This window comes from Agrobacterium sp. CFBP 3001 (assembly GCF_027871605.1).
In the GTDB taxonomy this organism is placed as follows: Bacteria; Pseudomonadota; Alphaproteobacteria; order Rhizobiales; family Rhizobiaceae; genus Agrobacterium; species Agrobacterium leguminum.
The window spans coordinates 693,501-706,425 of the sequence record NZ_JAQAHD010000001.1; the positions used below are offsets into that span (position 1 = coordinate 693,501).

General features: G+C 59.8%; 11 protein-coding genes and 1 tRNA gene. 7 read left to right on the forward strand and 5 right to left on the reverse strand.

All coding sequences use genetic code 11. The features are described from left to right. Positions 1 to 23 precede the first annotated feature (23 nt). Positions 24 to 401, forward strand: coding sequence for a hypothetical protein (locus PH605_RS03410; RefSeq protein ID WP_142843923.1), 378 nt, complete (start codon positions 24 to 26; stop codon positions 399 to 401). A 348-nt stretch (positions 402 to 749) separates the two neighbouring features. Here PH605_RS03410 and mqo read toward each other — a convergent pair whose 3' ends face one another. Together mqo and PH605_RS03420 are read right to left on the reverse strand one after the other, a co-directional pair. After that, the gene (gene mqo, locus PH605_RS03415; RefSeq protein ID WP_161987655.1) at positions 750 to 2,483 is read right to left on the reverse strand and encodes a malate dehydrogenase (quinone); all 1,734 of its coding nucleotides are present in this window, start codon (positions 2,481 to 2,483) and stop codon (positions 750 to 752) included. Between the two features lie 388 nt (positions 2,484 to 2,871). Next, complete coding sequence (locus PH605_RS03420) at positions 2,872 to 3,294, reverse strand: hypothetical protein (RefSeq protein WP_003520473.1); 423 nt, start codon at positions 3,292 to 3,294, stop codon at positions 2,872 to 2,874. A gap of 264 nt (positions 3,295 to 3,558) precedes the next feature. Here PH605_RS03420 and PH605_RS03425 point away from each other — a divergent pair. Beyond that, positions 3,559 to 3,635 (forward strand) — tRNA-Pro (locus PH605_RS03425). Positions 3,636 to 4,485: 850 nt separating this feature from the next. On the opposite strand, the gene cysN is transcribed toward PH605_RS03425, so the two are convergent. The 3 genes from cysN to PH605_RS03440 are packed head-to-tail and all read right to left on the reverse strand — an operon-like array spanning position 4,486 to position 7,733. Further along, a complete protein-coding gene (cysN, locus tag PH605_RS03430; RefSeq protein WP_080856054.1) occupies positions 4,486 to 5,970 on the reverse strand; it encodes a sulfate adenylyltransferase subunit CysN in 1,485 nt (494 codons plus the stop codon). Beyond that, a complete protein-coding gene (gene cysD / locus PH605_RS03435) occupies positions 5,970 to 6,923 on the reverse strand; it encodes a sulfate adenylyltransferase subunit CysD (RefSeq protein ID WP_003520470.1) in 954 nt (317 codons plus the stop codon). The genes cysN and cysD overlap by 1 nt, the downstream gene beginning before the upstream one ends. A gap of 27 nt (positions 6,924 to 6,950) precedes the next feature. Then, positions 6,951 to 7,733, reverse strand: coding sequence for a phosphoadenylyl-sulfate reductase (locus PH605_RS03440; RefSeq protein WP_161987652.1), 783 nt, complete (start codon positions 7,731 to 7,733; stop codon positions 6,951 to 6,953). 204 nt (positions 7,734 to 7,937) lie between these two features. On the opposite strand from PH605_RS03440, the gene PH605_RS03445 reads away from it, so the two are divergent. From PH605_RS03445 to PH605_RS03465, 5 genes are all read left to right on the forward strand, one after another. Then, positions 7,938 to 8,378 (forward strand): RrF2 family transcriptional regulator, encoded by a 441-nt coding sequence (locus tag PH605_RS03445; protein WP_142843922.1) that lies wholly within the window; start codon positions 7,938 to 7,940, stop codon positions 8,376 to 8,378. Positions 8,379 to 8,790: 412 nt separating this feature from the next. After that, on the forward strand, positions 8,791 to 9,816 hold the full coding sequence (locus PH605_RS03450; protein ID WP_065654285.1) for a sulfate ABC transporter substrate-binding protein: 1,026 nt from the start codon (positions 8,791 to 8,793) through the stop codon (positions 9,814 to 9,816). A gap of 196 nt (positions 9,817 to 10,012) precedes the next feature. Then, positions 10,013 to 10,870, forward strand: a complete 858-nt coding sequence (gene cysT / locus PH605_RS03455) for a sulfate ABC transporter permease subunit CysT (RefSeq protein ID WP_003494311.1) — start codon at positions 10,013 to 10,015, stop codon at positions 10,868 to 10,870. Then, complete coding sequence (gene cysW / locus PH605_RS03460) at positions 10,863 to 11,735, forward strand: sulfate ABC transporter permease subunit CysW (RefSeq protein WP_142843921.1); 873 nt, start codon at positions 10,863 to 10,865, stop codon at positions 11,733 to 11,735. The genes cysT and cysW overlap by 8 nt, the downstream gene beginning before the upstream one ends. 11 nt (positions 11,736 to 11,746) lie before the next feature. Further along, entirely contained in the window at positions 11,747 to 12,787 is a 1,041-nt protein-coding gene (locus tag PH605_RS03465) for a sulfate/molybdate ABC transporter ATP-binding protein (RefSeq protein WP_142843920.1), read from the forward strand. The last annotated feature ends 138 nt before the right edge of the window (positions 12,788 to 12,925 follow it).

Below are 12,925 nucleotides of genomic sequence, written 5' to 3' on the forward strand. Positions count from 1 at the left end.
TTGCCTTTTGGGGATTTAATTGAATGAAGACGACTTTACTACTCTGTGCAGCAGTGATGACGCTGGCTGGCTGCCAGACACCGGCACCACAATCTGTTTTGGATTCGCAGCGTCCTCCTACCAGATCGATTAAACGGGACTATGTGGGCGTCCTGCGCGGAACCATTAAACCCGGGGATTTCACGAAAGCCGAGATTTCGAGCGTAGTGTTGCTCGATCCCGCAAAGCAGATTTACGCTTTTTGCACGCGGACAGCAGAACGTTCCAATCCCAATTGGTCGTATATTGGCATAGCCTTGTACCAGAATGTGAGCGTGGACGCGTCAAAGAATGACTACCGCTGCCGCGACAAGCGATTGCGTTACTATAATTTTCCTGAGTTGCTGAACATGAAGTCCTGATTGCGATTGCGCGGCGCTAAGCTCGTCTTCCGCGCCGCCCATCTTCACTCCGTGCTTGAGACCATGCAAGGAAACTTCAGGAGAAGTTCGGGGGCTCAGCGAAAAACAGCAGAAGCCACAGGCGTCCCCTCGTAACGCTCCAACGGTATCCGAAGGTGACCTGACCGTCATCCGATGATGGTCGGCTTACCACGCCACGCTATAACCCAGGATACCGTTGAGCGCGAAAACCTGTCCTCCGTCATTCTCGGGGCAAGCCCAAGGGTGAGTGCGGGAAAGGCGTGCATCAACAAAAAACGCCGCGCATCCAGAGACACGCGGCGTCCAATCCAAAATCGCAGCCAAGCCTTAAAGCGCGATATCCGGCACCTTCTTCATCGGCGCGCCCGCAGGCGCCGCACCGGCGCCCTTCAGTGCCTCAAGGTCGATCTGCGGAGGGGTGGGCAGCTGCAGGTGCTCGGCGGTATAGGCCCATTCCTGCTGCACCTTTTCCGGGTCGTCATTGAGCTTCGTACCGTAGCTCGGCACGATCTGGCGGATCTTGGCCTGCCATTCCGGTGTTGCCACCTTGTCCTTGAAGACCTTTTCCAGAACGCTGAGCATGATCGGGGCGGCGGTGGAAGCACCCGGCGAGGCGCCGAGCAGGCCGGCGATGCTGCCGTCCTTGGCGGCGACGACTTCGGTGCCGAGCCGTAGCACGCCGCCCTTTTCTTCGTCGCGCTTGATGATCTGCACGCGCTGGCCGGCCTGCCACAGGCGCCATTCGCCCTGCTTGGCATTCGGGAAATATTCCTTCAGCGCGGCAAAACGGTCGTCATCCGACATCATCAGCTGGCCGGCGAGATATTCCACCAGCGGATATTCATCGATGCCCACACGCACCATCGGCCAGGCATTGCTGGTGGTGACGGAGGAGACGAGATCGAAATAGGAACCTTCCTTCAGGAACTTGGTGGAGAAGGTGGCGAAAGGTCCGAACAGGATGACGCGCTTGCCGCCCAGCACGCGGGTATCGAGATGCGGCACCGACATGGGCGGCGAGCCGACCGAGGCCTTGCCGTAAGCCTTGGCCAGATGCTGCATCGTCACGTCGGGGTTCTCGTTGATGAGGAACGAGCCGCCCACGGGGAAGCCGGCATAATCGTCAGCTTCCGGAATGCCGGACATCTGCAACAGATGCAGCGCGCCGCCGCCTGCGCCGATGAACACGAATTTCGCATCCACCACCTGTTCGGCATCGGTCTTGGTGTTGGTATAGGTCACGCGCCAGCTGCCATCGGCATTACGCTGGATGTCAGAGACTTCGCTATTGACCTGAAGGTCGAAATTCTGGTCGCCCTGCAGATGGGAGACGAATTGCCGGGTGATTTCGCCGAATTCCATGTCGGTGCCGAGCGGCGACCAGGTCGCGCCGATCTTCTGGGAAGGATCGCGGCCTTCCATCATCAGCGGCACCCACTTCTTGATCTGCTCGGGATCGGTGGAATATTCCATGCCGGCGAAAAGCGGGCTGGCTTTGAGCGCCTGATAGCGCTTTTCCAGATAGGCGACGTTCTCGTCACCCCAGACGAAGCTCATATGCGGCGTGTGGTTGATGAAGGAACGTGGGTTCTTCAAAACGCCGTTGCGCACCTGCCATGCCCAGAATTGCCGGGAAATCTGAAAGGATTCGTTGATGTTGACGGCCTGGGTGATCTTGATGTTGCCGTTGTCGTCTTCCGGCGTGTAGTTGAGTTCGGCAAGCGCCGAATGGCCGGTGCCGGCATTGTTCCAGCCGTTCGAGCTTTCAAGCGCCACGCCATCCAGCCGCTCCAGCATCTGCATCGACCAGGTGGGCTCGAGTTCACGCAGCCAAACACCGAGCGTCGCGCTCATGATGCCGCCGCCGATCAAAAGCACATCGACCTTCTTGGCAGCCGTGTTGGCGAGAAGAGGTGTAACTGGCAGCGCCGCTGCGGCAATGCCGGCAAGCGCGCCGCCCAGAACCTGTCGGCGGTTCATGGGAAATGCGTTGGAAAGGGATGTTTCCTGGGAAAGATCAGTGAGCTGGGATTTGTCTTGATCGATGGGAGTCACGGCCATACCTGATTCTTGTTTTGTGTTAAAAACATTCCTCCCGTTCGCCCCGTTACAGCAAAGCGCAAACCGGCACAACCCGGACTCTTTCACTCCAGTTCAAGCAGTTTTGCACGGATTTTGCAGGGACATATGGTCGCAACGGCCAATTTTGCGGTTTTGCCGATCGTCATTTTTATGACGGCGAAGATTAGCCGACGCTTTCAAACGGTTGAAAGGGTTCTGTGAGCGGGATATCGCGGAAAGGCGGATATAACGCTGTTTTCGGCGCGTTCCGGGTCGCGGGGTGCGGCTATAGGCAAAATTTTTTTCACAAAAATGACAATAATTCCGAAAAAGTGAAAAGGCCCGCCGGTTCGGGCGGGCCTTGCTGCGTCTGGCCTGTGGCCGAAGATCAGTCTGCGGCGAGGAATTCCGCGCAATAGCTCGGGCCGTTGATACCGGGGCGGTCGGAAACCGTGCGCACCGCGGTAATCTTGTAATCGCTGGAAACGACGAGCTGCACCGTGCAGGAGAGCGAGGCGGTGCGGGCGGGCGAGATCTGGCGACCTTTCTTGCCATCCTTGCCTTCTTCGAACCTGGCCGGAATGGTGGCCTTTCTGTAGCCGCCGCGCCAGTTATAGACGGTGGAGCTGCCGGTTTCCGTATCGCTGAGCGGCGGGCCGAATTTTGCGAAGAAAATGCCTGCGGACTGGCCGACCCAGCGGGTCTCAACGGGGCTCTTCTGGGTGAAAGAGGGGGTGGAACCGCCCGTGGAAGTGGTGCAGGCCGAGAGCGCAATGGCAAACGCTGCAAGCGTTACGCTGCGAGATAGCATGGTGAAATGTCCTTTGTGCCGTGTCCGGCTTCCCGCCGGTCATTCCGTTCCCCTAGCAGATTTGGAGACGGCGGGCAGGGGAGGTGTGCGGCTCGATGAAAATTTCCTGCCACAATTGCTTTTTTGTAACGTTTTGAGGCCGTCCAGCCGGTGCCACAGGCCCCTGGCAGGGTTGTTTCAACAGATGGGAAAAACTTGTCACAAAAAATGCAATAAGCCGCTTGTCGAATGCCGGAGGCTGGTCTATAGAAGCGCCGCTGGTCACGGAGTGTAGCGCAGTCTGGTAGCGCACCACGTTCGGGACGTGGGGGTCGGAGGTTCGAATCCTCTCACTCCGACCAGCTTGAAGCCCAATAGATACAGCGGCTTGCAACTCATCCCGAAAATTCCAAGATCGAAATCTCGCACCGAAACCGGACCTGTGAAAACCTGTGCCGGCTGGACTGCATTCGCCGCTCGCGCCTGAAAATCAGGGTGCTGGGGCGAATAACTGCGTTCAAATCGCCGTTCTTCAACCGGTATGCGTTTTGGGAGAGAGTGTTTCTTTCCGCATCCGCTCACGGATGCGAATCGTCGCCGTCAAACAGCAGATGGATCGCTTCGCCGGGCTTTTGTTGTCGCCACCGGGCACCCCAACAAAAGAGGCCCGTCGCTCCGCCAAGCGCCAGGCCTCAATGTCGCGGCCTGTTTCAGGGGACGCGCGACAGGAATCGTCTTAGAAGCCTCAATTCTTCTTCACAATCCAAGAAGTTATCCATCACCGTCATGGGCCCTGAATTTCAAGGGCATCCTCGCGATCAACTTATCGCGATCAAAAAGAGGCCCGCTGCTTTTTCAAACAACGAGCCTCTGTTGGGCCGCTTGGCGGAGCGACCGCATGCAAATTCGTCTTTCGTGCATGAACGTCGAATGAACAAACAGCTTTTTATGCCGCCGAGAAACAACCCGTAAAAATCAGGAGAGCGGCATGGATCGGAAAGCCGCCTCAGCCGTTATCTAACCATACAACAATGGAGGATAGCATGCTGAAGGGTATCGCATTGTGGGCTATGGGCGTTCCGATCTTCGTGATCATTCTGCTTTATATGTTTGTGTTTTAAGCCATCCGCAGTCTCTGACACGGAAGAGGCTCTGAAACGAAAAAGGCGACCGCTTTGACGGTCGCCTTTTGTCTGTTTGAGGGGGTGCGTGTCAGCCCAGATCGCCGATCAGCCGCGCGGCCGTTGCGCCGTCCGTGCGGCGGATGTCGATCTCGTCGCGGTGCTTGGCGAGGAGTTCGCTGGCCAGCAGCTTTTCGGCGAGATCGGCGGGCAGCGAGAGAATGACCCGGTCGCCCTTTTCTTCCGTCGCACCGACGCTGCGCTTGCCGGCGATCATGCCGCCCGCAACCGTGTTGTTGGTGTCGGGGTCGATCAGAATGAAGGACCCGGTTGAGCGGTTCTGTTCATAGGGATCGAAGATCGCCGTCTCGTCGAAGGAAAGCCGCACCTTGCCGATGGCGTTCATCGGCAGCGAGGTTTCATGCGCCTGCCATTCGCCTTCCTTCAGGTTCAGCTGGCTGACGGGCTGCACGCTGACGCGCTGGCGGCGGCTGCCGCTTTTCAGCCAGTAGCGCTTGCCTGCCTCGATGCCGCCCGGCTGCAACGCCACGATCTGGGCATCGAAGGCAAGGCCGGTCTGCGGCTGCGCCTCGATGGAGACGATCATGTCGCCGCGCGACACATCCACCTGACGGTCGAGGACGAGCGTGACCGCATCGCCCGCCACGGCGGCGTTGCGCACCAGATCGAAGGTGACGATCTGCTTGACGTTCGCGACCATGCCGGAAGGCAGGACGACGACGCTGTCGCCCGGCTTTACCGAACCGCCGGCAACCGTGCCCTGATAGCCACGGAAGCTTTCACCGGGGCGCGAGACGCGCTGTACGGGCAGGCGGAAGCCGCCGGATTGCGCGGAGCGCACCGTGGCAAGCTCCAGCGTCTCCACCAGCGTCGGGCCTTCATACCAGGGCATGGAGGCCTTGCCGGAGAGAACGACGTTTTCACCCTTCAGCGCCGACATCGGAATGGCGGTGATCTGCTTGATGCCGAGATTGGACGCGAAATCGCGGAATTCATGGGCGATTAGCTCGAAACCGGCCTTGTCGTAATGCGTCAGGTCGATCTTGTTGACGGCCAGCACAAATTGCCGGATGCCCATCAGCGCCGCAATGGTGGCGTGGCGGCGTGTCTGTTCCAGAATGCCGGTGCGCGCATCGACGAGCAGCACGGCGAGATCGGCCGTCGAAGCGCCGGTCGCCATGTTGCGGGTATATTGCTCGTGGCCGGGGGTGTCGGCCACGATGAAGGCGCGCCGGTCGGTGGCGAAATAACGATAGGCGACATCGATGGTGATGCCCTGTTCGCGCTCCGCCTGAAGGCCGTCGAGCAGCAGCGCGAAATCGGGCAGGCCGAGATCGTTCTGCTTGCCGCTGTCGCGGTGGAGCGTCGCGGCCTGGTCTTCCTTGACGGCCTTGGTGTCCCAGAGAAGACGGCCGATCAGGGTCGACTTGCCGTCATCCACGCTGCCGCAGGTGATGAGACGTAAGGGGCGCGTATCGCGCGCCGCCTTCGAATGCTCGGCGAAGGGCAGAATGGTTGCGGAAGAGGAGGGGGTGTTGGCGGCGGCAGTGCTCATCAGAAATACCCCTCGCGCTTCTTTTTCTCCATCGAGCCGGATTGGTCGCGGTCAATCGCGCGGCCCTGCCGTTCGGAAACGGTGGCGATCTCAAGCTCTGCGATGACCTCCTGAAGCGTCGCCGCCTCGGAACGGATGGCGCCGGTCAGCGGGAAGCAGCCGAGCGTGCGGAAGCGGATCGAGCCATGCTTGATCTCTTCGCCGGGCAGCAGTTCCAGCCGCTCGTCTTCGGCAAGGATCATCATACCGTCGCGTTCGACATATGGGCGCTCGGCGGCGTAATAGAGCGGCACTAGCGGAATGTTTTCCGCCTCGATGTAACGCCAGATATCCACTTCGGTCCAGTTGGAGAGCGGGAAGGCGCGCACGCTTTCGCCCTTGCGGACCATGCCGTTATAGATGTTCCACAGTTCCGGGCGCTGGTTGCGCGGGTCCCATTTGTGATCGGGCGTGCGGAAGGAATAGATGCGCTCCTTGGCGCGGCTCGCCTCCTCATCGCGGCGCGCGCCGCCGAAGGCCGCGTCGAACTGGCCGGCATCCAGCGCCTGGCGCAGCGCTTCGGTCTTCATGATGTCGGTGTAAAGCGCCGAACCGTGGGTGAAGGGCGTTACGTTTTCGCTCGCACCGCGCGGGTTGGTGTAGGAAATCAGGTCGAGATCGTATTCCTTGACGATATTGTCGCGGAATTCGATCATTTCCTTGAATTTCCAGCCGGTATTGACGTGCAGCAGCGGGAAGGGAATGCGTCCGGGGAAAAACGCCTTGCGCGCGAGATGCAGCAGCACGGATGAATCCTTGCCGATGGAATAGAGCATCACGGGCTTGTCGAATTCGGCGGCGACTTCGCGGAAAATATGAATAGCTTCGTTTTCAAGCGCCTTCAGATGGGGATCGAGCGGCGGCTTGGATGCGACAGTATTCTTGCTGTCCGTCTCGTGGACTGCGTTGGACATTGTGAACTCCGGGAATGTACTGAATGATTATCGTTGCGGGATGGCGGAAACGGCGGATGTCTGCTCCGCACCGGCGACGTGAAGACCGCATTCGCGCTTCTCGTCGTTTTCCCACCACCATCGTCCGGCGCGCTCAGGCTCGCCGGGCTTGATGGCGCGCGTACACGGCTCGCAGCCAATGGAGGGGTAACCGCGCTGATGCAACGGATTGACGGGAATGTTCTCCTGGGCGACATGCGCCCGGATGAGGTCGATGTCCCAGTCAGCCAGGGGATTGATCTTGATGAGATTGCGCTCCGCATCGAACTCGGCGAAAGGCGTCGTGGCGCGATTGCCCGACTGGCCGCGTCTGAGGCCGGTGATCCAGAAGGCGGCGCCTTCCAGCGCCTTGCCGAGCGGGATCAGCTTTCTGACATGACAGCAGGCGTGACGGGCTTCGACGCTTTCGTAAAAACCGTTCAGACCGTATTTTTCGGCATAGGCGTCGATATCGTCCTGCTCAGGACGGAAGCGGCGGATTTCGATACCGAAACGCTCTTCGGTCTCATCGATGAGATCGACGGTTTCCTTGAACAGCCGGCCGGTTTCGAGCGTCACGACGTCGATCGGCAGGCGATGCGTGCCGATGGCGGCCGTAATGACCTGATCCTCGATGCCGAGGCTGGTGGTGAAGACCGCCCGCCCGCCGAGGCCGGCGATAAACGAAAGCCGACCCGCCAGATCGAGCCCGGCAAGCGTGGCATCGAGGGAAGCGGCATCGGCAGAGGCATTTGCTGAATTGATCGTCATTGTCACGTCCGGGATTTCCATGGCCGATTATTGTTGAAATCCGGCCTTTGGAACAGAAATGACAGTCTTTGTGCGCTGCACTTGAGAGCAAAAATGCCTCACGCGCGCAGGGTATGAGCAAAAGATACCCGTTCACCTTCTTCGCAGCTTGGATTTGAATTGTGACAACTTCTGCGCTAAGCCGGAATTGCCGGGTTTCCGGGCTTGCGGTCTACTGGTTTTACGATGATTTCGCAGAAGGCAAAATATGCGCTGAGGGCGCTCCTTTCGCTGGCCAAGGCCGACGGGGCCTGTCCTGTGCAGATTTCCGACATCGCCCGCGAACAGGCCATTCCGAAAAAGTTTCTGGAACAGATCCTTCTCGAAATGAAGAAGGAACGCCTTGTCGAAAGCCGGCGCGGCAAGCAGGGCGGTTATCTCTTGGCGCGCACGGCCGCGGATATCACCTTCGGCGAGGTGCTGCGCCTCATCGACGGGCCGCTTGCCCCCTTGCCCTGCCTGTCGCAGACCGCCTATCGCCGCTGCGAGGATTGCGACGGCGAGAAGCAGTGCGAGATCCGCCACGTCTTTGCCCGCGTGGCCGATGCCACCCGCAACATCCTTTTCAACACCACCATCGCCGATGCCGTGGCGGGTGTCGAAGTGCCCGAGCTTTTGACGGCCTAGCCACTCGGCGCAATAGGTGTGCAGTACAGCCCCTCCAACCCTCATTCCTGTGACAAGCACAGGAATGAGGGCGGGAGAGCGCACGTCGCGACAACCGGGAGCTTGAGCCTGCCGAACCGACGGACTTGGGCGACGATGTATCCCCCCATCCCCTCGGACCGCTCAGACGAAAAAATCGTCTAAAACCCCATAATATTTTTCGCCGCCAGCGCAAAAAATCGTCAAAAATGTGAAACGGTTTTGCATTCAGCAAAGTTTTACACGACGCTTGTTGCGCCTTTCGCTTATGCTGCGCTGTATTTGTTGCCCGGGAAAACGCTCTCGGGAAACACTTTTTCGATCGTATTCGGCCTCATTGACCAACTCTACTCAACCGGTAGAGTTAAGCCATCGCAATCAGGAGGGAATACCGATGTCCAAGCTTCTGTCCGGTTTGAGCGTTGTTGCGCTTAGCCTCTCACTGGCACTTGGCGCAGCTGGCTCGGCCGCCGCGCAGACCAAGCTGCTAAACGTGTCCTACGATCCGACCCGTGAACTCTACAAGGACTTCAACGAAGCTTTCGCCAAGAAGTGGAAGGCCGACACCGGCGAGGACGTCACCATCCAGCAGTCGCATGGCGGCTCCGGCAAGCAGGCGCGTTCGGTCATCGACGGTCTGGAGGCGGACGTCGTGACGCTGGCGCTGCAGAGCGATATCGACGCCATCGTCCAGAACTCCGGCAAGATCAACAAGGACTGGCGCACCCGCCTGCCGCATAATTCCTCGCCTTACACCTCCACCATCGTCTTCCTGGTCCGCAAGGGTAACCCCAAGGGCATCCATAACTGGGGCGATCTGGTGAAGGGCGACGTGCAGATCGTGACGCCGAACCCGAAAACATCGGGCGGCGCGCGCTGGAACTATCTGGCGGCCTGGGCCTGGGCGAATGAAGAGTTCAAGGGCGACAAGGACAAGATCAAGGCCTATGTCGGTGAGCTCTACAAGCGCGCCCCGGTTCTCGACACCGGCGCGCGCGGCTCCACGGTCACCTTCGCCCAGCGCCAGATCGGCGATGTGCTGCTCGCCTGGGAAAACGAGGCCTATCTCGCCGGTCAGGAATTCGGCGCTGACGCCTTCGATATCGTCGTGCCGCCGATCTCGATCCTTGCCGAACCGCCGGTCGCCGTGGTGGACGCCAATGTCGATGCCAAGGGCACCCGCAAGGCGGCGGAAGCCTATCTGCAATATCTCTATTCCGACGAGGGCCAGAATATCGCGGCGAAGCACTTCTACCGCCCGTCGAACCCCGCCGTGGTCTCCAAGGATCTGCTCAAGCAGCTGCCCGACATCAAGCTCGTCACCATCGACGACCCGCAGTTCGGCGGTTGGGCCAAGGCGCAGCCTGAACATTTTGGTGACGGCGGCATCTTCGACCAGATTTACAAGCCCGCAAAGTAAGCGGATGATAGGCTGAAAAGCGATCGTCCGTCCGCTGGGACAAGCGAAACGAAAAATCGATCGACCGGACACAGTGCCGGTCGATACTTTATAATAAACGCCGGGGAACACCGGCTCCCAGAGAGCATTTCCAGGAAAAGTGGACCCCGGTTTCCTGTCCGGAAATGCGCCAAACTAAAGATTATCCGGAGCCTTGATGAGCAATAATACTTCCGGAAACAGGTGGAAATGGCGGCAGTCGAGCGTCATACCGGGCTTCGGCCTGACGCTTGGTTACACAGTGACCTATCTGTTTCTCATCATTCTTATTCCGCTTGGCGGCCTTGTCTGGTCCACGGCGAAACTGGGTTTTTCTGATTTCATTGCGATAGCCACGGATAGCCGCACGCTGAATGCGCTGCGTGTCAGTTTCGGAACGGCATTTCTTGCCGCGCTGGTCAACGCGGTCTTCGGTGTCATCGTCGCCTGGGTGCTGACGCGTTACCGTTTTCCCGGCCGCCGCTTCGTCGATGCCATCGTCGATCTGCCTTTCGCCCTGCCAACGGCGGTCGCCGGTATCGCGCTGACCACGCTTTACGCCAATCGCGGCTGGGTCGGTTCGCTGTTCGAACCCTTCGGCATCAAGATCGCCTTCACGCCGACCGGCATCGTCATCGCGCTGATCTTCATCGGCCTGCCCTTTGTTGTGCGCACCGTGCAGCCGGTCATGGAAGAAATCGACCGGCAGGTGGAAGAAGTCGCGGCAACGCTTGGCGCCAACCGTTTCCAGACCATCACCCGCGTTCTGCTGCCGAGCCTCACACCCGCCATCCTCACGGGTTTTGCGCTCGCCTTCGCGCGTGGTGTGGGCGAATATGGCTCGGTCATCTTCATCGCCGGCAATATTCCGTATGTCTCGGAAATCGCGCCGCTTCTCATCGTCATCCGGCTGGAAGAATTCAATTATGCGGCCGCGACCGGCATCGCCACCATCATGCTGATCATCTCGTTCGCCATGCTGTTCCTCATCAATCTCATTCAGGCCTGGAGCCGCAAGAGGTACGGTTATGTCTGAGACCGCTTCCCGCACGTCCCCCCGGCCGTTCCGCGACCCCGCCAGCGAGAGCTTTACCGCCCGGCTGGCATTGATCGCGATTGCCTTCGTGTTCCTCGCCGCCTTTCTGGTTCTGCCGCTGGTCTCGGTCTTCTTCGAAGCCTTCCGCAAGGGCACGGAAAGCTTCTGGGAGGCGATTGTCGAGCCGGATGCACTCTCCGCCATTCGCCTGACGCTGCTCGTCGCCGCCATTTCCGTGCCGCTGAACCTCATCTTCGGGGTGATGGCCGCCTGGGCGATTGCGAAGTTCGAGTTCAAGGGCAAGGCATTTCTGATCACGCTGATCGACCTGCCGTTCTCGATCTCGCCAGTCATATCGGGCCTCGTCTATGTCATCCTGTTCTCATCCCACAGCGTGCTGGGGCCATGGCTGAAGAGCTACGGCATCGAGATCCTCTTCGCCGTGCCGGGCATCGTGCTCGCCACCATCTTCGTCACCTTTCCCTTCGTCGCGCGCGAACTGATCCCGCTGATGCAGGATCAGGGCAATGGCGACGAGGAGGCGGCGATTTCGCTCGGTGCTTCCGGCTGGCAGACCTTCTGGTATGTCACGCTGCCGAATATCAAATGGGGCCTGCTTTACGGGGTGCTGCTCTGCAACGCCCGCGCCATGGGCGAGTTCGGCGCCGTCTCGGTGGTCTCGGGCCATATTCGCGGCGAAACCAACACCATGCCGCTGCATGTCGAGATACTCTATAATGAGTACAATATGGGCGCGGCCTTTGCGGTGGCGACGCTGCTCGCCGGTCTGGCGCTGGTGACGCTCATTCTCAAAACCATTCTCGAAATACGCTTTGGCGCGGGCAACGCAGCCGGCAAGCACTGAAAGGCATCTTCATGGAAGTGAAAGTTTCCGGCATCACCAAGCAGTTCGATCGGTTTCCGGCGCTGAACGACGTGTCGCTCGACATTCGTTCCGGCGAGCTGATCGCGCTGCTCGGTCCTTCCGGCTCCGGCAAGACGACGCTGCTGCGTCTCATCGCCGGCCTCGAGCAGCCAACGCAGGGGCAAATCTTCTTCGGTGATGAGGACGCGTCCCACCGCACGGTGCAGGAGCGCAATGTCGGTTTCGTGTTCCAGCACTATGCGCTGTTCCGCCATATGACGGTGGCCGACAATATCGCTTTCGGCCTCAAGGTGCGCCCCTCCGCCAACCGCCCGCCGAAAGCCGAGATCCGCAAACGCGTATCCGAACTTCTCGACATGGTGCATCTCTCCGGTCTTGAAAAGCGCTATCCGACCCAGCTTTCCGGCGGTCAACGCCAGCGCGTGGCGCTCGCCCGCGCCGTCGCCATCGAGCCGAAGGTCCTGCTTCTCGATGAACCCTTCGGCGCGCTCGACGCCAAGGTGCGCAAGGAACTGCGCCGCTGGCTGCGCGAATTCCACGACCGCACCGGCCACACCACCGTTTTCGTCACCCACGATCAGGAAGAGGCGCTGGAACTGGCCGACCGCGTCGTCGTCATGAGCCAGGGCAAGATCGAACAGGTGGGCACGGCGGATGACGTCTACGACACGCCCAACTCCCCCTTCGTCTTCTCCTTCATCGGCGAATCTTCCAGCCTGCCGGTGACGATCCGCGACGGCCACGTGCTGTTCCAGGGCGAAAGCATTGGCCTCGATGAAAGCGGTTCTGGCGAGGGCGAGCTTTTCTTCCGCCCGGAAGATGTGGTGCTGACCGGGGAGAAGGACGCGCTTTACGGCAAGGTCACCACCTGTCGCCGCCTCGCCGGCACCCGCATCGCCGAAATCGACATCGCCAATAACGGCCATGAGCCCTATCACCTCGAAATCGAGGTGCCGCTCAACGCCGCCGTGGCCGTGGGCGCGGAACTGCGCTTCCGGCCGACGCGGTGGAAGGTATTCGGGAAGAAATAAGGGGAGAGGTGACCGCAATTGACGGTCGCTGATCCGGCGCTCTCCCCAGTTCTCCGTCATACCGGCCTTGAGCCGGTATCCAGCCAGCCCAAGTCTTTGGGCTGAACGGAGTCCTTTCGTCGCGCAGACGCGCGCCGG